The 22,603-nt window shown below is 67.0% G+C and carries 19 protein-coding genes; 9 read left to right on the top strand and 10 right to left on the bottom strand.

The window, feature by feature from the left end:
- Positions 1-29 precede the first annotated feature (29 nt).
- The 3 genes from mmsA to EV646_RS07585 are packed head-to-tail and all read left to right on the top strand — an operon-like array spanning position 30 to position 3,931.
- A complete protein-coding gene (mmsA, locus tag EV646_RS07595; RefSeq protein ID WP_132145419.1) occupies positions 30-1,568 on the top strand; it encodes a multiple monosaccharide ABC transporter ATP-binding protein in 1,539 nt (512 codons plus the stop codon).
- On the top strand, positions 1,565-2,860 hold the full coding sequence (gene mmsB / locus EV646_RS07590) for a multiple monosaccharide ABC transporter permease (RefSeq protein ID WP_132145417.1): 1,296 nt from the start codon (positions 1,565-1,567) through the stop codon (positions 2,858-2,860). Before mmsA ends, mmsB begins: the two co-directional genes overlap by 4 nt.
- 12 nt (positions 2,861-2,872) lie before the next feature.
- Positions 2,873-3,931 (top strand): LacI family DNA-binding transcriptional regulator, encoded by a 1,059-nt coding sequence (locus EV646_RS07585; protein ID WP_132145415.1) that lies wholly within the window; start codon positions 2,873-2,875, stop codon positions 3,929-3,931.
- Between the two features lie 7 nt (positions 3,932-3,938).
- On the opposite strand, the gene EV646_RS07580 is transcribed toward EV646_RS07585, so the two are convergent.
- The 3 genes from EV646_RS07580 to EV646_RS07570 are packed head-to-tail and all read right to left on the bottom strand — an operon-like array spanning position 3,939 to position 7,534.
- Positions 3,939-4,907 carry an ABC transporter substrate-binding protein gene (locus EV646_RS07580; RefSeq protein ID WP_132145413.1) on the bottom strand — a complete coding sequence of 323 codons (969 nt, stop codon included), beginning with the start codon at positions 4,905-4,907 and terminating at the stop codon, positions 3,939-3,941.
- Between the two features lie 41 nt (positions 4,908-4,948).
- Positions 4,949-5,944 (bottom strand): ABC transporter permease, encoded by a 996-nt coding sequence (locus EV646_RS07575; protein ID WP_132145411.1) that lies wholly within the window; start codon positions 5,942-5,944, stop codon positions 4,949-4,951.
- Between the two features lie 3 nt (positions 5,945-5,947).
- Positions 5,948-7,534, bottom strand: coding sequence for a sugar ABC transporter ATP-binding protein (locus EV646_RS07570; RefSeq protein ID WP_241995517.1), 1,587 nt, complete (start codon positions 7,532-7,534; stop codon positions 5,948-5,950).
- A gap of 197 nt (positions 7,535-7,731) precedes the next feature.
- On the opposite strand from EV646_RS07570, the gene EV646_RS07565 reads away from it, so the two are divergent.
- The 6 genes from EV646_RS07565 to EV646_RS07540 all read left to right on the top strand — a co-directional run bounded on the left by EV646_RS07565 (position 7,732) and on the right by EV646_RS07540 (position 17,055).
- Positions 7,732-8,580 (top strand): hypothetical protein, encoded by an 849-nt coding sequence (locus EV646_RS07565; RefSeq protein WP_132145409.1) that lies wholly within the window; start codon positions 7,732-7,734, stop codon positions 8,578-8,580.
- 141 nt (positions 8,581-8,721) lie between these two features.
- Complete coding sequence (locus EV646_RS07560; RefSeq protein ID WP_132145407.1) at positions 8,722-10,833, top strand: hydantoinase/oxoprolinase family protein; 2,112 nt, start codon at positions 8,722-8,724, stop codon at positions 10,831-10,833.
- Between the two features lie 2 nt (positions 10,834-10,835).
- Positions 10,836-13,151, top strand: coding sequence for a hydantoinase B/oxoprolinase family protein (locus EV646_RS07555; RefSeq protein WP_132145405.1), 2,316 nt, complete (start codon positions 10,836-10,838; stop codon positions 13,149-13,151).
- Positions 13,148-14,680 (top strand): FAD-dependent monooxygenase, encoded by a 1,533-nt coding sequence (locus tag EV646_RS07550; protein ID WP_132145403.1) that lies wholly within the window; start codon positions 13,148-13,150, stop codon positions 14,678-14,680. The genes EV646_RS07555 and EV646_RS07550 overlap by 4 nt, the downstream gene beginning before the upstream one ends.
- Positions 14,677-16,317, top strand: a complete 1,641-nt coding sequence (locus EV646_RS07545) for an AMP-binding protein (RefSeq protein WP_132145401.1) — start codon at positions 14,677-14,679, stop codon at positions 16,315-16,317. The genes EV646_RS07550 and EV646_RS07545 overlap by 4 nt, the downstream gene beginning before the upstream one ends.
- Before the next feature lie 9 nt (positions 16,318-16,326).
- The gene (locus tag EV646_RS07540; RefSeq protein WP_132145399.1) at positions 16,327-17,055 is read left to right on the top strand and encodes a TetR/AcrR family transcriptional regulator; all 729 of its coding nucleotides are present in this window, start codon (positions 16,327-16,329) and stop codon (positions 17,053-17,055) included.
- Here the strand turns inward: EV646_RS07540 and EV646_RS07535 are convergent.
- The 7 genes from EV646_RS07535 to EV646_RS07505 form a co-directional block, all read right to left on the bottom strand.
- Positions 17,046-18,269, bottom strand: a complete 1,224-nt coding sequence (locus EV646_RS07535) for an alpha/beta hydrolase (RefSeq protein ID WP_132145397.1) — start codon at positions 18,267-18,269, stop codon at positions 17,046-17,048. The two genes, EV646_RS07540 and EV646_RS07535, sit on opposite strands and share 10 nt — an antisense overlap.
- Complete coding sequence (locus tag EV646_RS07530) at positions 18,266-18,511, bottom strand: hypothetical protein (RefSeq protein WP_132145395.1); 246 nt, start codon at positions 18,509-18,511, stop codon at positions 18,266-18,268. The genes EV646_RS07535 and EV646_RS07530 overlap by 4 nt, the downstream gene beginning before the upstream one ends.
- Complete coding sequence (locus EV646_RS07525; protein ID WP_132145393.1) at positions 18,508-19,134, bottom strand: VOC family protein; 627 nt, start codon at positions 19,132-19,134, stop codon at positions 18,508-18,510. Before EV646_RS07525 ends, EV646_RS07530 begins: the two co-directional genes overlap by 4 nt.
- Entirely contained in the window at positions 19,131-19,883 is a 753-nt protein-coding gene (locus EV646_RS07520; RefSeq protein ID WP_132145391.1) for a maleate cis-trans isomerase family protein, read from the bottom strand. Before EV646_RS07520 ends, EV646_RS07525 begins: the two co-directional genes overlap by 4 nt.
- Positions 19,884-19,973: 90 nt before the next feature.
- Complete coding sequence (locus EV646_RS07515; protein ID WP_132145389.1) at positions 19,974-20,777, bottom strand: helix-turn-helix domain-containing protein; 804 nt, start codon at positions 20,775-20,777, stop codon at positions 19,974-19,976.
- Between the two features lie 94 nt (positions 20,778-20,871).
- Positions 20,872-21,816, bottom strand: a complete 945-nt coding sequence (locus EV646_RS07510; protein WP_132145387.1) for an NAD-dependent epimerase/dehydratase family protein — start codon at positions 21,814-21,816, stop codon at positions 20,872-20,874.
- Positions 21,817-21,860: 44 nt separating this feature from the next.
- Positions 21,861-22,568 carry a DUF4389 domain-containing protein gene (locus EV646_RS07505; RefSeq protein ID WP_132145385.1) on the bottom strand — a complete coding sequence of 236 codons (708 nt, stop codon included), beginning with the start codon at positions 22,566-22,568 and terminating at the stop codon, positions 21,861-21,863.
- Positions 22,569-22,603 lie beyond the last annotated feature (35 nt).

The following is a 22,603-nucleotide window of genomic DNA, read 5'->3' as shown; positions in this document are numbered from 1 at the left end:
ATGGACGGTCTGATCGCGAAGGAGGATGTATGAACGACGTGCTGCTCGAGATGCGGGGTATCACGAAGACTTTCCCCGGTGTCAAAGCTCTCGAGGACGTCACGCTCGCCGTCAAGCGAGGGGAGATCCACGCGATCTGTGGAGAGAACGGTGCCGGCAAGTCGACCCTGATGAAAGTGCTGTCCGGTGTCTATCCGACCGGTAGTTACGACGGCGAGATCTGGTTCGACGGGAAGCCCGTCCACTTCGCCGGCATCCGCGACAGCGAAGCCGTCGGCGTCGTCATCATCCATCAGGAGCTGGCGCTGGTGCCCTACCTGTCGATCGCGGAGAACATCTTTCTCGGCAACGAACGCCGCGGCCGCGGCGGGCTGATCGACTGGAACAAGACCAACGCCGAGGCCCGCGAGCTGCTGACCTCCGTCGGACTGGACGAGAACCCGGTGTCCCCGGTGATCCAGCTCGGTGTCGGCAAGCAGCAGCTGGTCGAGATCGCGAAGGCGTTGTCGAAGGACGTCCGGTTGCTGATCCTGGACGAGCCGACCGCCGCACTCAACGACGTCGACTCGGCACACCTGCTCGACCTGCTCCGGCGGCTGCGGGACCGCGGGATCACCTGCATCATGATCTCCCACAAGCTGAGCGAGATCACCGCGATCGCCGACTCCACCACGGTGATCCGGGACGGACACACGGTCGAGACGCTCGACATGAGCTCCGGAGACGTCACCCAGGAGCGGATCATCCGCGGCATGGTGGGACGCGACCTCGACAGCTTCTACCCCGACCGGGTCTCCGAGCCGGGGCCGGAAGTGCTCCGGATCGAGGACTGGTCGGTCTGGCATCCGGTGCAGCCGCGCAAGGTCGTCGACCATGCCGCGCTGAACGTGCGCGCCGGTGAGGTCGTCGGCATCGCCGGGCTGATGGGCGCCGGACGGACCGAACTCGCGATGAGTGTCTTCGGGCGCTCGTACGGACGCAACATCAGCGGCCGCCTGTACATGCACGGCAAGGAGGTCCGGGCGCGCACCGTCGCCGAGGCGATCGACAACGGCATCGCCTACGCCACCGAGGATCGCAAGCGGTACGGCCTCAACCTGATCGCCGACGTCCGGGCCAACGTCTCCGCCGCCGCGCTCGGCAAGCTGGCGCGGGCCGGCTGGGTCAACGGCAACGAGGAGATCAAGGTCGCCGAGCAGGGACGGCGCGACATGAACATCAAGACGCGCACCGTGCTGGACACCGTCGGCACCTTGTCCGGCGGCAACCAGCAGAAGGTCGTGCTGTCGAAATGGCTCTTCACCGATCCGGACGTGCTCATCCTGGACGAGCCCACGCGCGGTATCGACGTCGGAGCGAAGTATGAGATCTACACGATCATCAACCGGCTCGTGGCCCAGGGGAAGGCGGTCATCGTGATCTCCTCCGAACTCCCGGAACTGCTGGGAATCTGCGACCGGATCTACACCTTGTCGGCCGGCCGGATCACTGGCGAGTTGCCGATCGGCGAGGCAACTCAGGAAAACCTCATGGCGCTCATGACGATGGAGAAGGAGCTCGCCGGATGACCAGCACCAAACCAACCGCTCGGCCGCAGGATGCGCCGGCGGACGGCGGATCGGCCCAGAACGCGGCGGCCCAGAACGAGTCGGCAGAGAGCGCCTCAGCCGCCGCGCTGCACGTCGGCACCAGCGATCCGTTCGCGCTGATCACGCGCAACCTGCGGCAGAGCGGCATCTACATCGCCTTCGTGGTGATCGTGGCGTTGTTCGCCGCCCTGACCGACGGCGTCCTGCTCAGCCCGGGCAACATCACCAACATCGTGCTCCAGTACTCGTACATCCTGGTGCTCGCGATCGGCATGGTGATCCTGATCATCGCCGGCCATATCGACCTGTCGGTCGGGTCGATCGTCGCGTTGACCGGTGCGGTGTCCGCCGTACTGGTGATCCAGCATGACCAACCCTGGTGGGTCGGCATCGTGGCGGCCGTGGCAGTGGGAACCGCGGTCGGCGCCTGGCATGGTTTCTGGGTCGCCTACGTCGGTATGCCGGCGTTCATCGTGACGCTGGCGGGCATGTTGCTGTTCCGGGGCCTGACCTTGCAGGTGCTGGACAACGTCTCGCTGTCCCCGTTCCCGGGCGAGTACCAGAAGGTCGCCAGCGGCTTCCTGAACGGCCTGATCGGCGGGCAGGGGTACGACGCCTTCACCCTGCTCATCGCCGCGATCGCCGCCGCCGGGTACGCGGTCAGCGTGTTCCGCACCCGGCTGGCGCGGATCCGCTACGAGCAGCCGGTGGAGTCGTTCCCGCTGTTCGTCACCCGGGTGGTGCTGGTCGCAGCGGTCGTCATGTACTTCGCCTGGCAACTCGCCCATGCCCGCGGTCTGCCGATCGTACTGATCATTCTGGCTGTCCTCGTGATCGCCTACGGGCTGATGACGAAGAACACCGTCTTCGGTCGCCAGGTGTACGCGATCGGCGGCAACCTGTCCGCCGCGATGCTGTCCGGGGTGAAGGTCCGCAAGGTCAACTTCTGGATCTTCGTCAACATGGGGTTCCTGGCCGGCATCGCCGGGGTCATCTACTCGTCCCGGTCCAACGGTGCCCAGCCTGCCGCCGGTAACATGTTCGAGCTAGACGCCATCGCGGCGGCGTTCATCGGCGGCGCGGCCGTCGCGGGCGGCGTCGGCACGGTGGTCGGTGCGATGGTCGGCGGTCTGATCATGGCGGTCATGAGCAACGGAATGCAGTTGATGGGTGTCGACCAGTCGACGCAGTCCGTCGTGAAGGGCCTGGTGCTGCTGCTGGCCGTTGCCTTCGACATCTACAACAAGCGCCGCGCCGGCGCATCACGCTGACGAAGGAGCCTCATGGATCGCCCCGTCACGGTTTCGGGACCTGCAGTTCCCGGGGCGACCCGGTCCCTCGGTATGTCGGACGTTGCCGCCCGTGCCGGCGTGTCGCACCAGACGGTGTCGAGGGTGATCAACGAGCAACCGAACGTGGCGGCGGCGACCCGGAAGAAGGTCCTGGACGCGATCGCCGAGCTCGGTTACCGCCCTAACAGCGCGGCACGGGCCCTGGTGACCGGGTCATCTCGCACGATCGGGCTCGCGATCGCCAACATCAGCCAGTACGGACCCGCACAGACACTGCTCGGTCTGGAACACGCGGCCCGCGAGGCCGGCTACTTCCTGACCGTGTCGGTGCTCGACGACGACACCGCCGGCAGCCTGATCGTTGCCGTCGAGCGGCTGGCGACGCAGTCCGTCGACGCCATCGTTGCGTTGAGCACCTATGAGGGTGCGGTCCGTGCGTTGCCCGACGTCAGTCCGAGGGTGCCGCTGATCGCCGTACAGGCGGAGCGTGGGGGGCAGGACCTCGCGGTCTGGGTCGACCAGGAGGCAGGCGCCGCGCTCGCCACGCGGCACCTGCTCGACCTCGGTCACCGCACTGTTCATCATGTGAGAGGCCCGGCCAACGCGCTCGAGGCGGATGCCCGGGAACGCCGCTGGCGGCTCGAGCTCGAGTCGGCCGGCGCTCCCGTTCCGCCCGTACTGCCCGGTGACTGGTGGCCGCCGACCGGCTACTTGGCCGGTCGCGAGCTCATCGCACGCCGTCGTGGGGGAGAGGAAGTCACCGCCGTCTTCGTCGCCAACGATCAGATGGCGCTGGGGCTGCTCAGCGCGTTCGACGAAGCCGGGATCCGGGTGCCGGACGACATCAGCGTGGTCGGATTCGACGACGTCCCCGAGGCGCCGTACTACGTACCGCCGCTGACGACCGTCCGGCAGGACTTCGCCGAACTGGGGCGGCGGGTGGTTCAGGCGGTCCTCGCCCGAATCAGCGGCACGTCGATCCAGCCAGAGCCGGTGCAACCGCGCCTGCTGGTCCGCCGTACGACCGCCCCACCACCCCGCGTGTCGTAGAGATCGATCACTGGTAGAGGACGGCGGCGATCTTGGGGTCGTCGATGTTGGTCTTGTCGTACCAGAAGAAGCCGGTGTCGATCACCTTCGGCACGCTCTCGCCACGGATCACCTTCATCGCCGCGGCGACGGTCTGCTCGCCGATGCCGACCGGGTTCTGGGTGATCGCGCCGGCCATCGTGCCGTCCTTGATGGCGTCGATCTGGGCCTTGCCGGAGTCGAAGCCGACGATCTTGATGCCCTTCTTGCCGGCTTCCTCGATGCCCTTGACGACGCCGATCGCCGAGCCTTCGTTGGCGCCGTAGATGCCGGCCACATCCGGGTTCGACGCGATGATCGACTTGGTGATGTCGGCCGACTTGGCCTGGTCGCCACCGCCGTACTGCGGTGGTAGCAGGGTGATGCCCGGCGCGTTCGCCTTCATCCACTCGACGAAGCCGTCCCGCCGGTCGATGCCGGTCTTGCTGGTCTGGTCGTGCACCACCAGCGCCACCTTGCCCTTGCCGCCGAGCAGTTCGGACAGGTGCTTGGCCGCCTCGGCGGCCGCTGCCTTGTTGTCGGTGGCAGCCGTGGTGACCGGGATGTCACCCTCGACGCCGGAGTCGAACGCGATCACCGGGATGTTCCTCGACTTCGCGTCCTCCAGCAACGGTGCGGCGGCCTTGCTGTCCAGCGCGGCGAAGCCGATGGCGTCCGGGTTCTTGGCGATCGCGTTGGTCAGCATCGTCACCTGGGCCTCGATGTCGGCCTCGGTCGCCGGGCCCTCGAAGGTGATCCGGGCGCCCTCCTTCGCGGCCTGCTGCTCGGCGCCCTTCTTCACGGCCTGCCAGAACTGGTGCTGGAAACCCTTCGAAACGATCGCGATGTACTTCTGGTCGCCGCCACCGGCGGCACCGTCCTCGTCGCCGCCGCACGCCGCGGCCGCCAGCGTCATCGTGGCGGCCACCAGTGCCGCCCCGAACTGCCTTCTGTTCATTTCGATCCAGCTCCCATCTCCGGTTGATGCTCGCGGATTCGTCAGGTTTGCTTCTTGCGCATCATGTCGGCGTAGACCGCGACCAGGATGACGCAGCCGAGGATGACGTTCTGCCATTCCTGCGGGATGGACATGATCTGCAGGCCGTTGTTCAGCACGGAGATGATCAGCGCGCCGATCATGGTGCCGACGACGGACCCCTTGCCGCCGGCCAGCGACGTACCGCCGATCACGACGGCCGCGATGGCCTGCAACTCGTAGCCCATCCCGGTGGCCGGCTGTGCGGATCCCAGCCGGGCCGAGATCATCACCCCGGCGAGGCCGATGAACAGGCCCGCGAAGGTGTAGACGATGATCTTCCACTTCCGTACGTCGATCCCCGACAGCCCGGTCGCCTCCTCGTTGCTGCCGATCGAGTACGTGTACCGGCCGAGGATCGTCTTGTTCAGCAGCACGGCCGCGATCACCGCCATCGCGGTGAGGACGATCACCGCGTTCGGGAAGTCAGGGATCAGGTTGCCGCGAGAGATCTTCGAGTACGCCGGTACGTCGTTGAAGTAGATCGGAGTGCTGTGCGAGAGCACCAGCGCCAGCCCCTGGGCGACCAGCATCATCGCCAGGGTCGCGATGAACGGCGGGATCTTCAGGATCGCGACGTTGAAGCCGTTGATCAGTCCGAGGAGTCCGCCGAACAGGATCGTGCCGAGTACGCCGAGCGCCAGCGGGACGCCGAGGTTGACGATCATCACCCCGGACATCACCGCGCACAGGGCCATCCCGGTGCCGATGCTCAGGTCGATGCCGCCGGTGATGATGACGAACGTCGTACCCAGCGCCAGGGTGCCGATCACCACGGTCGAGTAAAGGATCGCCAGCACGTTGCCGTAGGTGAGGAAGTTCGAGTTGGCGATCGAGAAGACGACGAAGATGACCAGCAGGCTGGCGAACGCGAGGAACTGCTGCAGGCGATCCCGCAGGCTGAGGGACACCCCGCCCGCAACCGGCTGCGTCTCTGTTGTTGCTGTGGGTGTGGTCATCGGCTACCTGCTTCCGTCAACCGTGCGGGCTGGATCGTCGAGCTCCAGTCCGAGTTCTGCCGCGTCTTCGGGATTCTCGTCAGGCCGCAGAGTCGCGTAGTGCATGACTGTCTCCTGCGTCGCTTCGGCGGCGCTGAGCGTTCCGGTGACGCGGCCCTCGCTCATCACCACGATCCGGTGCGCCATCCGGAGCACCTCTTCGAGCTCCGACGAGATCATGATGATCGACTTGCCCTGCGCCGCCAGGTCGTTGAGCAGCCGGTAGATCTCCTCTTTGGCACCGACGTCGATACCGCGGGTCGGCTCGTCGAAGATGAGGATGTCGCAGTTCTTCAGCAGCCACTTGGCGATCACGACCTTCTGCTGATTCCCACCGGACAGGTACTTCGCCGTCTGCAAGATCGACGGGGTCTTGATCCGCAGCGAGTCGACGTACTGCCGGGACTTCGCCCGCATGGCCCGGTCCTTCATGAACCCGAACGACGAGAACAGCTCGCTCAGCGAGCTGACCGTGATGTTGGCGTTCACGTCCTGCTCGAGCATCAGGCCGAACTGCTTGCGGTCCTCCGACAGGTAGCCGATCCGGTGCTTCGCGGCATCGGCCGGGCTCTGGATCCTGACCGGCCGGCCGCGCACTCTGATGGACCCGCTGTCGGCCTTGTCGGCGCCGACGACAGCACGTGCCATCTCGGTGCGACCGGCTCCCATCAGGCCGGCGAAGCCGAGGATCTCGCCCTGACGTAGCTCGAAGCTCACATTCTTGAGGAGTGCCTTGGTGGAGAGGCCCTCGACGGAGAGCAGGACCTCACGATCCTCCCGCACTCCCTCGGGTTGGGCGTCGGTCCGCAGCGCGCGCCCGACCATCAGGCTGATGACCTCCTTCATGGAGGTGGCGGCGGTGTCGACGGTGTCGACGTACTGGCCGTCCCGCAGCACCGTGATCCGATCGGCGATCTTCTTGAGTTCGTCCATTCGATGCGAGATGTAGATGACGCCGGTGTCCGCGCTCTTGAACCGCCGGATCAGAGCGTGCAGCGTGGTGACCTCGGCCTCGTTCAGGGCGGCCGTCGGTTCGTCCATGATCAGCACGCGGGCGTCGTACGACAGCGCCTTGGCGATCTCGACCATCTGCTGCTTGGCGACGGTGAGGCCGCCGACGGGGGACCAGGGCTCGAGCGGGAGTTGCAGGCGCTCGATCAGGTCCGCGGCGCGGGCGTTGAGCTTGCGCTCGCTGAGGAAGAAGCCGCCGGCGCGGGGTTCGCGGCCGATGAAGATGTTCTGCGCGACGGTCAGGTCGGGCATCAGGTTGAACTCCTGGTGGATGATGCTGATGCCCAGCTCCTGCGCGTGCCGCGGACTGGCCGGCTCGAAGCGCTCACCGTTGAGGAAGAACTCGCCCTCGTCGGCGGTGTAGATGCCGGACAGCAGCTTCATGAGGGTGGACTTCCCGGCGCCGTTCTCACCGACCAGGGCCAGCACCTCGTTGTGACGCAGCTCGAGGTGCACGTCGGACAGCGCCTTGACCCCGGGGAAGCTCTTGCTCACCGCCGTCGCTCTCAGCAGGGATTCAGTGCCGTCCATCGACGTCATGTCTCCACTGCACCACAGATCCGATGTCTGTCACCACCCTCGGCGAGTGTCTGCGCTGAACTCTGACCACGCTGGTCGACCTGTGGGTACGATGCCCAGCTAACGGCAGGGAGGCGGCCGGGAACGTCGAGGCCCGGATCGCGGGTACGACGTACGCCACGACCACCAGCATCCGCGACGGCGCCCCCCATCACCTCATGCTCGTGGTCAACCGGACCTCTGGCCCCGGAGCCGAGACGGTGAAGATCGTCGTCGACGGGGTCGCGGTGCTGTCCGAGAACGAGCTGACCACCAACCTCGAGTACACGGGCGAAGTCACCGCTGACGTCGGCCGGAACGTACTCGAGGAGAACGAGGCGCTCCATGGCGTCGTCGACGACTTCCGCTGGTGGAACGACCCGATCGAATCGTCGTACTGGGCAACCGTTGTCCAGCAAGAGCAAGTCGACCTCCAACTGGCGATTTACCCCTTCGACAACGACGCCTCCGATCGGGGCATCTACGGTCGCCATCTGACCCCCGCTCGGTCTGCGGGTTACGCCTACGGCATGTACGGTCGCGCGCTGGTGTCGACCGCAACCGAGGCCGCAGCGTCTGGGGCCGTCAACCTGCCCGACTGCGACCGGCTGGCGATCACCGGCTGGGTCCGGCTCGACGCCACACCGGGCAGTGCGGCGCCGATCCTCGCGATCGACGACGCCTCCGGGAACTGCCGGGTCCGAGTGGTCGTCAACTCCAACCGCACAGTCACCGCGACCTGGGTGACGATTGCCTACGGCACCAAGTCCGTCACCAGTTCGGCGGCTCTCACGGTCGGCAAATTCACTCCCGTCCACATCTCGATGAATCCGACGTACGTCGGCATCCGGGTCGGCTCCACCGCTCAGAACACCACCTCGACCGGCAACAGCACCGGCGGCGGCGCCTGGGGCTCGATCGCCTGGCCGGCGCCCTCCGGGTCCCGACCCAGATCGTCATCGGTGGCGACGACCCGGACGACTCCGTCGCCGACGTCGACAGCCTGCGCCTGTTCGACACCCCCGTGAGCGTCGCCGGCATCGCCTGGATGTACCAGAACCCGGGCCAGTTCTACGACACGTAGGTCGCTCTGCTGACAGCCGTGTCAAAGTATTGACGCGGGTGTCAGATGTGTCTACGTTGGTGTTCTCAGCGGAAGAGAGGGCGCCATGGCTTATGTCATCGGAGTGGATGTCGGTGGGACGTTCACGGATGCGGTGTTGGATGACGATGCGGGGACGGTTGTCGCGGCCAAGGCGCCGTCGACGCCGGACGACTACTCGCGCGGAGTCATGGAGGCGCTCGCCGGACTGGCCGAGCAGCTGGCCGAGCCGGTGGCGGAGATGCTCGGCAAGACGCACCACGTCGCGCACGGTACGACGTCGTCGCTGAACGCGCTGGTGATGGGCAACGTGCCGCCGGTCGGTTTCCTCACGACGGTCGGGCACCGCGACTCGATCTTCATCATGAACGTCGAGGGCCGCTATCTCGGGTCGTCACCAGACGAGCTGCAGAACGTGCTCGGTCAGAGCAAGAACCACGGCCTGATCCCCAAGCGGCACGCGCTGGAGGTGGTCGAGCGGATCGACCGCGACGGCAACATCGTCGTACCGCTCGACGAGGACTCCGTGCGTACGGCGGTGAACAGCCTGCTCGCGGAAGGGATCCGCTCGATCGCGGTGTCGCTGTTGTGGTCGTTCAAGAATCCGGTGCACGAGCGGCGGATCCGGGAGCTGATCCATGGGATCGATCCCGGTGTGTTCGTCGCCTTGAGCTCGGAGGTGAGTCCGCGGATCCGCGAGTTCGCCCGCAACGCGACGACGATCATGAGTTCGCAGATCGGTCCTGGACTGGGCGAGTACCTGGGTGTCCTCGAAGGCCGGCTGCGTGAGCAGGGGCTTGCGGGTCCGCTCCTGGTGATGCAGAGCAACGGCGGTGCGATCGCCGCGAGCGAGGCGCCGTCGACCGCCATCAGCACGGTCGGCTCGGTGCTCACCGGTGGTGTCGTCGGTGCCGTGTCGCTGGGCCGGCAACTTGCCCACCGCAACATCATCACCACAGACGTCGGCGGTACGACGTTCCTGGTCGGCCTGATCGTGGACGGCGAACCGGTTCGGGCCAGCACCACGATCATCAATCACCATCCCGTCAACGTGCCGACACTGAAAGTGCACGCGATCGGCTCGGGCGGCGGCGCGATCGCCTGGATCGATGCCGGTGGCAACCTTCAGGTCGGGCCACGCAGCGCCCAGTCGGTGCCCGGCCCTGCCTGCTACGACACTGGAGGCACCGAGCCCACCAACACCGATGCCAACCTGGTGCTCGGCATCCTCCCGGAGTCCGGGCTCCTGGGTGGTCGCAAGGCGCTCAACGTCGAGGCGGCGCGGCGGGCGATCCGCGAGAAGATCGCCGGTCCGCTCGGCCTCAGCGTCGAGGACGCCGCGGCCGCGATCTACGCGATCCAGAACGCCCAGACCGGCGACCTGTTGCGCAAGACAGTCGTCGAGGCCGGTCATGACCCGAGGTCGTTCGTGCTGTACGCGTTCGGTGGTGCCGGCCCGGCGTACTGCGCGTCGTACGCCGCCGAGGTCGGTGTGCGGGAGGTCGTCGTACCGCTGGGTCCGGTCGCGTCGGCGTTCTCCGCTTACGGCCTGGCGTCGTCGGACGTCGTACTGGCGTCGGAGTTGTCCGATCCCGGGCCGATGCCGTTCGATCCGGTCCGGGCCGCGGACAACTTCGCCGTACTCGAGGAGCAGGTACGGTCTGCCCTCGATCGGCAGGGACTGAGCTTCGAGCGCATCGAGTGCGTGCGGTCGCTGGATCTGCGCTACACCGCGCAATTGGCCGAGGTGTCGGTCGAGGTCCCGAAAGGGCCCCTCGACGCGACCATGATGGCCGACACCGTCGCAGCGTTCGAGAAGCGGTACGCCGAGTTGTACGGCGAAGGCACCGGCTTCAGCGCAGCTGGGATCCAGGCGATCACCTTCCGCGTCCGGGGAACCGGGGTGCTGCCGTTCTCGCCCGCGTTGCCGAAGCTCGCCGACGCCGGCGGATCCGATCCGTCCGCGGCGTTGCACTCGACCAGGAAGGTCTGTCTCGATGCCCGGGTCGGGTACGTCGAGACGCCGATCTACGACTATCGGGCGCTGAAGGCCGGCCACGTCATCACCGGACCCGCCGTGATCGAGGTGCCCACCACGACTGTCGTCGTACCGCCGGAGATGACCGGGGTGGTCGACCACCTCGGAAACCTGACGATCGACACCCAGCGGAGGTCCTGACCATGTCGATGCAGATTCCCGGCTCGGAGTACTTCTCCAGCCGTCCCGTCGACCCGGCGGTGCTTGCCTCCGCGCTCCCCGCGTCCCTGCCGGTGCACACCGTCACGCAGGAGCAGATCGACAACCTCGATCCGTTGACCTACGAGGTGATCCGGCACCGCCTGTGGTCGGTCACCGAGGAGATGGGCGAGGCGCTGAAGCGGATGTCCGGCTCGCCGATCGTCACCGACGCGAACGACTTCGACTTCGCGATCTGCGACGAGGTCGGCCAGGAGGTGCAGGTCGGTCTCTACAACACGATGCTCGTCGGTGCCGTCGACCTCGCGATCTACTGGACGCTGCAACACCGGGCCGACAACCCCGGCATTCGCGAGGGCGACATGTTCCTGTGCAACGACCCGTGGGTCGGCGGCGGTCTGCACCAGAGCGACGTGATCGTGTTCCAGCCGGTCTTCCACGACGGCAAGCTGTTCGCCTGGACCAGTGCGATCTGCCACGAGCCGGACCTCGGCGGCGTCGGGCTGGGCTCGTTCTCCCCAGCGGCGCAGGACGTGTTCGCCGAAGCGCTGCCCACGCCGCCGATCAAGGTGGTGCGCGACTTCGAGCTGCAGAACGACGTCGCCGATGCCTGGGTACGACGCTCACGCGTGCCGATGCTGGTCAACCTCGACCTCCGGGCGAAGATCGGCTCGAACTCGGTCGGCCGCAAACGGCTCGTCGATGTCATCGAGCAGTACGGCGCGGACACGGTCAAGGCGGTCATGAAGCGGATGATGGCCGACGCCGAGAGCCGGCTGCGGCGCAAGCTGACCGCGTTGCCCGACGGAACCTGGCGCGCGACCGGGTACCAGGACCAGTCGCACGAGGGCGACCGCGGCGTCCACAAGATCACCGTCGCGATGACGAAGACACAGGATCACCTGACCTTCGACTTCCACGGCACCGATCCACAGAGCGGCGTCATCAACTGCACCTTCGCCGGCATGCGTGGCGGCGTGATGCTCGCGTTGCTGCCGATCCTGGCCCACGACATCCCCTGGTCGGCGGGCGGTCTGATGCGCTGCTTCGACCTGGTGGCGGAGGAAGGGACGATCAACAACGCGACGTTCCCCGCGGCCGTCAGTCGTGGTCCGATCGGCCCGGCCTGGCTCACGGGCACGTTGGTCGCGGAGTGCCTGTCACAGTTGCTCGATCAGTCGGTGGATCTCGGCAAGAGCGTCCAGGCGGCCTGCTGCGGTACCTGGGACACGGCGGTCGTGGCCGGGCTCGACGAACGTGGCGAGTTCCCGATGCCGTTCCTCAACGTGATGATGGAGCCGATGGCCGGCGGATTCGGTGCCCGGCCGCAGGCGGACGGCATGGATACGGGCGGGCTGTTCTGCATCCCGATGGGACGCATCCCCGATGTCGAGATGACGGAGTTCCTCTATCCACTGCTCACCCTGTGGCGGCGTGAGGAGCCCGACTCGGGCGGTCCCGGGCGCCAGCGTGGTGGCGTCAGCGCCTCGGTCGCGGTGACGTTGTACGGATCGAACAATCCGGCGGGTCTGGTGCTCGCATCGGCCGGTAAGGCGGTCTCGCAGAACAACGGTCTCGCCGGCGGTTATCCAGGCAACACTGGTCTCGACGCGGTCGCGCGTGGTGCCGACGTACATGCGCTTCTCAAGCAGGGCAAGGTTCCACAGTCGCTGGAGGACTTCGGCGGTGGAGTTGAACTAGGCAACTGTTACGCGCAGTCCTATCTTGCACCGGGTGAAGTGCTGTACATGAGCTGGCAGGGCGGCGGCGGGTACGGCGATCCGCTGCATCGCGACCCGGCTGCCGTGGCTGACGACGTACGGGAGCAGAAGGTCTCACCAGCGGCCGCGCTTCAGGTGTACGGCGTAGTCCTGTACGACGGGGTGGTCGACGGCGAGGAAACCGCCGTACTGCGTGATCGGTTGCGGGACGAGCGACGCCGACGTTCCGTTGCGCCAGAGACAAACGGTGCTGCGCGGATCGCTCTGGAGAGCGCGCGACGGCTGGACGACAATCTGGTTGTCGCGGGCAACAAGGTTGGCTGCGCGCACTGCGGTCACCAGCTCGCCGACCTCGCTACCGGCACGCAGCTCGCGCTTGCGGTCTTCGAGGGCCCGTCGACAGAGGCCGGTCCGCAGATCACGTCCGACCCGGCGACGTATGTCGACGACGAGATCGTGTTCCGGCAGCTCTGCTGTCCTGGTTGCTGGACGGCTGTCTACTCCGCGGTCGTGCCGAAGGAACACGCCGATCATGTGTCGGATGTCGGCCGGTTCGCGCTCGCAGGCGGGTCGCAGTGAAGCTCCGTTCCGTGGACGTCCTGGGCGGGGGACCGGGCGGTCTGTACGCCGCCCGGCTCCTCAAGCTCCGGCATCCCCACAGCCGGGTGCGGGTCTTCGAGCAGGCGGAGCCCGCGAGTACCTTCGGCTTCGGTGTCGGTCTGGCAACTCGCACGCAGCAGAACCTGGAAGCGGCGGATCCGGAGACCTTCGCGGCGATCGTCGCCAATTCCTGGTCGCACGAGATGTCGATGGCGGTCGGCGGCCGGCAGGTGAGTCTGGCGCTGGACAACCTGATCGCGATCGGCCGGTCCACGTTGCTCGACGTACTGCGCAGCCACGCGGCCGATGCCGGAGTCGAGTTCAGCTACAACTCGCGGGTCGCCGCGGCCGAGCTCGACGCCGAGCTCGTGATCGCCGCCGATGGCGTCAACAGTGGGACTCGGGATGCCCGTGCTGAGGTGTTTGGCGCTCGGATCGACGTCCACAAAGGCCTTTATCTGTGGGCCGGCGCGGATGTCGCGCTGCCCAGGGCGGTGTTCGCGCCGGTGCGGACCGAGTACGGGACCTTTGTCGCGCATGCCTATCCCTATGCGAGTGATCGGAGCACGTTCCTGATCGAGACCGACGAGGAGACGTGGCGGCGGGCGGGATTCGACGTGACCACCGAGCGGCTGCCGTTCGATGCGAGTGATGAGGACGCACTCGGGTATCTCGGCGATGCCTTTGCCGAACATCTGCACGGGCATCGGCTGATCGGGAACCGGACCCGTTGGCTCCGGTTCCGCACAGTCAGCTGCGAACGCTGGCACGACGGCAACGTCGTTCTCCTCGGCGACGCGGCCCACACCGCGCACTACTCGATCGGGTCTGGCACCAAGCTCGCGATGGAAGGCGGCATCGCGCTGGACGCGGCAATCGCCGACGCGAGCGACCTCGAGGAGGCGCTGGCGGAGTACGAGCGGGTACGGCGGCCGGCCGTCGAACATCTTCAGGAGACGGCGGCGCGGAGTATGAGCTGGTGGGACTCGTTCCCGACGCGACTCGATCTGCCGGTGGAGCAACTCCTCGTCTCGTACATGACCCGGGCGGGGAAGGTCTCGGTCGACCGGTTCGCTACCTCGGCGGCGGACGTCGTACGCACGGCTCTTGCTCAGTACGCGCGGTGTGACGTGTCGGAGGTTGATGACGGCAACCGTAATGAGTGGGTGTTGCGGCAACCGCTCGGCAAGTCCTTCGGGTCGCGCCGCGTGCGGGCTTCGGAGATCCCTGGTCTGCGTCCGGTGCGCGTGAGCTTGAGCGATCCGTGGGGATCGGCGGCGGATACGCTCGTGAAGGAGATCGGGGCGGACGAGGCTGCGTCCGGCGTACTGCTGACGACTGCCGCAGATACTGGATCGGTGTTGACGATGCTCGACGTGGCGGAGCGGATCCGGCGCGAGACGGACATGCTGGTCGTGGCGCAGCTCGACCCGAGTGCGACCGACCTCGCCGTCGGCGCTCTAGTCACCGAGCGCGTCGACCTGGTCGATCTGGGCGGTGCCGCATGATCACGGACGAGCTTGTGCCGCCGTTCCGGCCGGAGTTGGCCGACCGCTACCGGGAAGCCGGGCTGTGGGGGAATCGTTCCATCGCCCGGGAGTTCACCGCGGTCGCGCAGCGGCATCCGGACGGTATTGCTGTGGTGGCCGAGCAGGGGAGTCTGACGTACGCCGAACTCGACGAGCAGACCGATCGGATCGGCGCCGGGCTGCTCGATCTCGGGCTCGAGCCGGGCGATCGGGTGATCTTCCAGGTGACCAACCGGTTGGAGACCGTGGTCGCGTGGTACGCCTGCCTCAAGGCCGCTCTGGTACCTGTCGCGACGCTCGCCGCTCATCGGGCGCACGAGATCGCCGAGATCAGCCGGCAGTGTTCGGCGACGGCTCACCTGGTAGAGGCCGGTCTGCCGTTCGACCTGGTCGCTTTCGCCCACGACATCGCCACAGATCATCCGACCCTGCGCCACCTCGTCACCATCGGTGCCGCGGCGTCCTCGCTCGAAACGCTCGGTGCCGATCTCAGCGAGAACGCTATCCGGCCCCGGATCGACGCGGCCCAACGCGGCGTCGGACCTGACGATCTGGCGGCTCTGCAGCTTTCGGGTGGCACGACCGGCGTACCGAAGCTCATCCCACGCCGGCACGCGGAGTACTGGTACAACGCCGCGGCCTACGCTCGTCGGCTCGGCTGGACGTCGGAGACCAACGTCGGTCACCTCATCCCGGTCATCCACAACGCCGGCATCACCTGCGCGATCCACGCCGCCCACAGCTGCGGAGCGACCCTAGTGCTCGGCACGCCAGACGCCGCGGCCTCGGCAGCACTGCTGGCCCGCGCCGGCGTCGATTCCGCGTTGATCGGGCACGGACACTTCGGCGCTCTCCTGCAGCCCGGCTTCCTCGATCAACTGCCGGCGCTGCGCCAGGTCATCCTGTCCGGTACGAAGGTCCCGGAGACGTTGTTCGACGAGCTCGAGCGTCGCGGGATCTGGTCGGGGCAGCTGTTCGGCATGGGCGAGGGCCTGTTCGTCATGAGCCGGCTCGACGATCCCCGCGAGGCACGGCTGCGGACCGTCGGCACACCGCTGAGCGAGTACGACGAGGTGCGCATCCTGGTCCCGGGCACCGAGGCCGAGGCGCCGTACGGCGAGATCGGTGAACTGTGCTGCCGCGGTCCGTACACGATCCCCGGGTACTACGCGGCCGGTGAACGCAACGCGGTCGCCTTCACGTCGGACGGGTTCTACCGCACCGGTGATCTGGCGCGCTGGGGGACGTACGACGGTAGGCCGCAGCTGCTGATCGAGGGGCGCATCAAGGACGTGATCAACCGTGGTGGCGAGAAGATCAATGCCGAGGAGATCGAACTGCTGCTGCTCAGGCACCCGGACATCCAGCAGGCGGCCGTTGTCGCGATGCCCGATGCGCGGTTGGGAGAGCGGTCGTGCGCGTACGTCGTCGCCGCTGCGGCTGTGGACCTTCCGGCTGTCCAGCAGTACATGGCAACGCTGGGAGTCGCGAAGTTCAAGTGGCCCGAGCGGGTCGAGCAGTTGGACGATCTGCCGAGGACGAACGTCGGCAAGATCGACAAGTCACAGCTCCGCGACCGCGTCGCCGCGGCTCTGCAAGCCAGGGCCGGCGGTTAGAGTCGGCCCATGACGTCAGCGAAGAAGCCCGCCGATGCCGACGAGCGGGTGCGGAGCAGTACCCGCCGCGATCTCGTCGAGAGTCAGATCATCGCCGAGGCGACCCGGCTCTTCGCGGAGCGTGGGTTCTCCGGGACGAGCCTGAAGGATATCGCGGACGCGACCGGGCTGACCCGGCCGGCGCTCTATCACTACGTCAAGAACAAGGACGAGATCCTCGCCAAGCTGGTCAGCGAGCTCGCCGAAGGACCGGCGCGTGCGCTGCGCGCCATCCGCGCGCAGAGCGAGCTCGGCGCGGCCCAGAAGCTACGCGAGATCGCCCACGCCATCGCGCTGCAACAGGCGAGCGAACCGGCCAAGTTCCAGCTGCTGATCCGCTCCGAGGCAGACCTCCCCGAGGAGCTCGTCGGGCCGTACAACCAGAGCCGTCGCGACGTCCTCAACGAGATCGTCGCCGTGATCGAGGCGGGTGTCGCGTCCGGCGAGTTCCGCCCGGTCGACCCGCGCATCGCTGCTCTCGCGGTTATCGGTCAATGCAACTGGGTCGCCTGGTGGCACCATCCCGGCACGCCCGAGGAGAACAGCCGGGTCGCCACGACCATCGCCGACCTGGCTGTCGCCTCCGTCCTCTCGTCCGACGACGCAGACCCGGGCGTGGACCCGCGGACCCGGGCGATCGAACGCCTCAAGCAGGACGTCGAGCACCTCGAGAAGATCCTGACCACCGATCAGACGTGAGCCTTCAGCCAGCTCTCGATCCGCTGTGCCGCCAAGGACGTGCCGGTCGCGGCCCCCTTCGTGATCGGGCCGCCGAAGTGGGTGCCGGGGACGGACTGCACGGTCAGGTCCGCGGCGGCCAGTGCGGCGGTCATCGCGCTGATGTCGGTCGGGTACGACGCTTGGTCGCCGGTGAACTCCAGCAGCAGCGTCGGGACGGTGACGCCGGGAGCACAGTCGAGGAAGGTGGCGTTGGTGGACAGGGCCGACCAGGTGGACAGCCAGGCCTCGGCGGTCGACAGGCGGCCGAAGCCGACCAGGCCGTAGTTGGTCAGGTCGGGGCGCCGGCCGAACAATGAGCCGTACGGGCGATCGTTGCGATCGAGCGAGAGATCGACGTTGCGGAGATCGGCATCGGTGCGGAAGACGGTCATCAGGCGTGGCGCGATCGCGCGGCGCCGATCGGCCGGATCGCCGCCGGACTTGAAAGCGCGGTTCGCCTGCTGGGCATCCGCAACGTACTCGCGAGCCTGCGTGTCCAGGCGTCGTACGCGATCCGCTTGCGCGGCTCGGTAGCGAGTGACGAACGCGTCGTCGTAGTTGCTCGACTCGGGTGCCGGACGGAATCCGTTGGCGGGGTTGAACGGGTCGAGGTCGGGGTCGATGGAGAGCGGATCGGATTCGTCGATCACCGATGGGTCGATCAGTCGCTGGAGGAGGGCACCTTGGCCGGGGTGCGGCGCGAGGAAGATGCACCCGTCGGGAAGCGGCATCGCGGTGCCGGCCAACGGAACCGGTCGGCCGGACGGCGTTGTGGTGAGACGTTGCCCAGGAGGTAAAGCGGCCTGCTGGCAGTAGAAGGCGGCGAGGGTGCCACCGCCTGAGTGGCCGAGCGAATAGACGTCGAAGCCGTTGTCACGCAGGAAAACGTGGCCGGCGGCGAAGTCGATGATCGCCTGCTCATGTAGGAGGTTGAGGTCGTTGTTCGGTGATCGGGAGCTCTGAGTCCACACGCCGTACCCCATGGTCAGCAGGTACGGAATCAGCGGGTGGTGTGTGACGTCCTGCCGCGGATGCATGATCGTGACGACGCTCGTCGCTCCTCGCGGCACGCGCAGGACGCCGGTGACCTTGGCGTCGTCGCTGGTATTGAGCTCATGCACGCTGGTCGCGACACCGTGCGGGCCCTCGATCGTGGACGAGTAGCGGCCGGCGCCCAGTTGTGTCGCCGTCATCGCGGGTCCACTCGCAGCGCGTTCTTGTCCCATTGGACGATCCGGCCCCCGGCCAGTCCGGCGACACAGCTGTACCAGACCGCGTGACGACAGCCGGTAGCTCGACGGTCGATGACGATCGGACCGTCGTACTCGATGACGAAGTAGGGACCGAGCTTGTCCACCTGGACGCCGTCGGACTGGCCGGCGACCTTCGCCACCGACGTGTTCTCCGGTACGTCGAGTACGTACAGCCGGCTCATACGCGCACCTCCCACGACGGAGCACGTTCCACGATCAGCTCGGCCTTGCGCGTCAGCAGGTCGTCCATCGTGTGGCCCTCGCGCTGCGCGATGTCGACGAGCGCGTCGATGGTGAGGTTGGCGTCCAGATCCTCCTGCGGAGTCACCGGACGCAGTGCCCGGGTGATTTCGACCATGTAGCCGTTCGGGTCGTGGGTGTAGATCGACTCGATCGTTTCGTGCTGGATCTGCATCTCGACCGGCCATTCACTCAGGTCGAGCCGGCGACGGTACTCGGTCAAGGCGTCCTCGGAGTCCACATGGATCGCCAGATGACGCGATCTCACGAACCAATCCGGCGTACTGTCGTCGAAGCGCGCGTAGACATCACCCTTCCCGTCCGACGTCGGCCGCGGCAGCCCGAAGTAGTAGAAGAACGCGAGGCGGTCGTCGTTGCCGATGTCGAAGAAGAAGTGGATGAAGTCCGGGTGATCGTCCGGGCCCCAGCCGGCGGCGCAGATCGAGTGCACGACCGGGAAGCCGAGAACATCGCGGTAGAACCGGACCGTCCCGACCGGATCGAAAGTGGGAAAGGCGGCGTGGTCGACACCGCGGGCCAGATGCCGTCCGGCGAGGTCGTTCATCGGGACAGTCCTCCTTCGCGCCGGAGCAGCGAACCTGCCCCGGGAATATCGATCGGCAGACCGGCTGCCTTGAGAATGCTGTAGGCGCCCGCCGTCGCGGCCGAAAGCACCGGAAGTCCGAACTCCTGCTCGGCGGATTCGACCAGCGGCAACGAAGGCATCTGCACACAGGCCGAGATCACCAGAGCATCCGCGCGAGCCAACTCCAACGAGCGGGCGGCGGCCATCACCTGGTCGCCGGGGATGCAGCCGACCTGACGGTTGTCCTCGACCTCCAACGCGCGCCAATCCACCACCTCGAAACCCTCCGCCTCGAGGTACGCCACGACCTTCTCGGCAAGTGGCTTGAGGTACGGCGTGACGATCGCGATCCGCTGAGCCGGGATAGCCCGAAGAGCCTCGGTCAGCGCGCCGGCACTTGACCTGACCAACGCCGCGGACCCGCCCGTGGCGAGCTGCTCGGCGATCAACCCTTCGACGCGCTGGTGCTCACCAGGACCGACAGACATCAACGCGACGAGACACGCGTAGAGCAGCACATCCGGATCGGCATCCCCGAGCTCCATCACACACCGCTCCCGCTGCGCGTTCATCGCGGCGAGCTGCGCGGGGGAGACCTTGGCCATCCGCATCCGGCTGCCATGGAAGGAGAACGTCGCCGCCGGATGCCGGCCGAGCACCGCCGGCAACTCCGTCTCGACAGTGACATTCGAACTGGGCACAACAAGCCCGACACGCACGTGACTCATCCGGATCCTCTCGTCTCCCTTCCAGGATTCGACGGATCCGACGAAAAGTCAACACCACCGTCAATTCACCCAGTCAACATCTAGGCCCGCCTACTCGGGCGGCATCGAACCGAACCGCCGGAAGGCGCGCGGTGACTGTCCGACCCGGGCGGTGAACAGCCTGCTGAAGTACGCCGGGTCGTCGTACCCGACCTCCCGGGCGATCGCCGTCACCGGCAGGTCCTCCTCCGCGAGCAGCGCCTTGGCGGTGTTGAGCCTGGTGGTCAGGACCAGTTCCTGTGGGGTGGAGCCGGTCGTGCGCTTGATGGCGTCGCGCAACTCCCTGAGGGTCAGTCCGAGCTCTGTTGCGTAGTCCCGGATGGACAGGGGTTCGCAGGCGAGTCGGGCGAGCCGGGCTGCTATGTCGTCGTCTGGTGGCGGCGCTGCCTCGGCGATGACGTCGTACAGGGCCGCGATGGTCTGCACGCCGTTCCGTACGCCGTTCTGTGCGCGGGCGACGCGGAGGAGCCGGGTGAAGGCTTTGTCGACGGGCCGGGGATCGGCGAACCGGCGTACTTGCCGGGTGGGGTCGAGATGGCCCAGCGTGGTGAGCGCATCCGTGGCAGGACCGCTGAAGAGTGTCCAGGCCTGTCGCCAGCGGGTGGCGGGGCGGTAGCCGTGCAGGACGCCGGGGTACAGCCACAGCATCGCCGGGGCCTCGACTGGGTGGAGCTGGCGGTCGGGGCCGTGCAGAAGGTGGCCGCGGCCTTCCCTGATCCAGACGAGAGCATGACAGCCGAGGGCGCGCTCCGGGGCTGGTCCCTTGGGGTTCTCCTGTTCGCCGGCGCCGAGACCGAAGAGTCCAAGTTGGCGTTCACTCTGGCTTGGAGTGAAGTAGATCGACCAGTTCGGCATGGTGACAAGAGTCCAAGACCGACGGCCTCTGACCACCGCATCCGGCGAGATCGATGCCCCAAGCAACCACTCGTCGGCCGATGAGGCGACGGGGTTATCCGTGCCGGTACGTCGTGAGGGTTTGCTTCAGGGCTACGTCGACCGGAGTGGGCTGGACGCCGAGCTTGTTCGCGATCTTGCTGCTGTCGACGATGAACGGCTCCTCGAACAGGTACTGGATTTCGCCGAGTTCCCGCACGGTGGGGTTGATCAGGCCGAGCGCGCGCAGCATCAGCGGCGGCATGGCGCGAAGTTTGGCACGGGGTTGCCCAGCGTGCTGGTAGACGATGTCGACGAGCTGCCGGGTGCTGCGGGTGTCGGGGTCGTTCGGGAGGTGCCACACCTGGCCTGGAGCGTCAGGGTGTTCGCCGAGGACTGCGAGGGCTTCACCGATGTCGGGGATGAAGGTGTAGGTGTGTGGTTGGTCGGGGTCGCCGAGCACGGTGGCGGTCTTTCCGGCCAGGGCGGCGGAGAAGACGCGGTCGCCGAGATTGGATTGCGCGCCGCCGCGTGGTCCGAAGTAGTCCGAGGCCCGGCCGATCGCGACCTGCACACGTCCGGCCACGTGGGCTGCGAGGAGTTCGCGGGCCATCCGCCCACGGAGCTGCCCCTTCTTGGTGTGGGCGTCGTAGGGGCGGTCCTCGGTGAACGGGCGGCCGGCGGGGCGTCCGTACATGTAGACGTTCTCCATGCTGACCAGGCGCGCGCCGGTGGCTTCGGCCGCGGCGAGCACGCCGGCCTGGAGGACGGGGAACTGTTCGCTCCACTCGGGGTACGGCGGGTTGAGCGTCTGGTAGATCACCCGGGCGCCTTCGGCGACGGCGGCGGTGAAGGTTGGATCGAGGGCGTCACCACCGAAGACCTCGACGCCGTCGGGCACCGGGGCGTGGCCGGAGCGGTTGACGAGCCGGACGGTCTCGCCGCGGCGGCGGAGTGCCTCGAAGGCGGCCAGGCCGATCGCCCCGGTGCCGAAGATGACGTGCGGGGGAGTAGTGGTCATGCCTTGGCCGCGATCCGTGTTGCGGATCGGATCATGGGCTCAACTCACTCATGCGCGTCGTCAGCCCGTTCGGCCGAGCTGGGCGGGACGACGAGGACGGGGTCGCTGCCGCCGAGGTCGAGGCGGAAGGGCGAGTAGACGTCGGTCATCAGGGCTGCATAGCCCGCGACCCGTAGAGCCCACCGGTTCATCCCGAGAATGATGTCGTACAACGGCCGGGGATAGGCGCCGGTGATTGCGAGGATGACGGCGGCGACGATCACGAGGATGCCGACGAGGCCGCCACTGCCGCCGAGGCTCCACTGCCAACTGTCGGACCGATTGAAGCCCCACACTGCGCCGCCGACGAAGACGCTGACAATGATGTAGTGCGGGATGGCGAGCAGCCACCACTTCACCAGCGCCAGGCCACGGGACAGGTGTGCCGGGTAGTCGACCGACAGGTGCGCCGGATAGTCCTCGACGTCTTTCAGCGTAAACGGCGGATACCGGTCGGTTCCGAGCGCTCCATAGGCGTAGTAGGTGACCCGCCAGGACCACCGGAGCACGCCGACGTTGTAGTCGAAGATGGCACGCGGGTAGCGACCGGTGATGAGGATCGCGAAGTACGCGACGACAGAGGAGACCATGAAGCCGAGCCACAAAGGCACCAGTACGACGTAATGCGGGATCACGAGAACCCACTTGACCAGCCACAGCCACCTGGACGATCTCGGATCAACCGCGGCGTCCACGTGCACCGGATAAGTCATGGATGTTGCCACTACCACCATCTCCAAGCGGTCTT

The sequence above is a fragment of the Kribbella antiqua genome (genome assembly GCF_004345665.1).
Taxonomy (GTDB): Bacteria; Actinomycetota; Actinomycetes; order Propionibacteriales; family Kribbellaceae; genus Kribbella; species Kribbella antiqua.
This window is presented reverse-complemented; position numbering and strand designations above follow the sequence as displayed.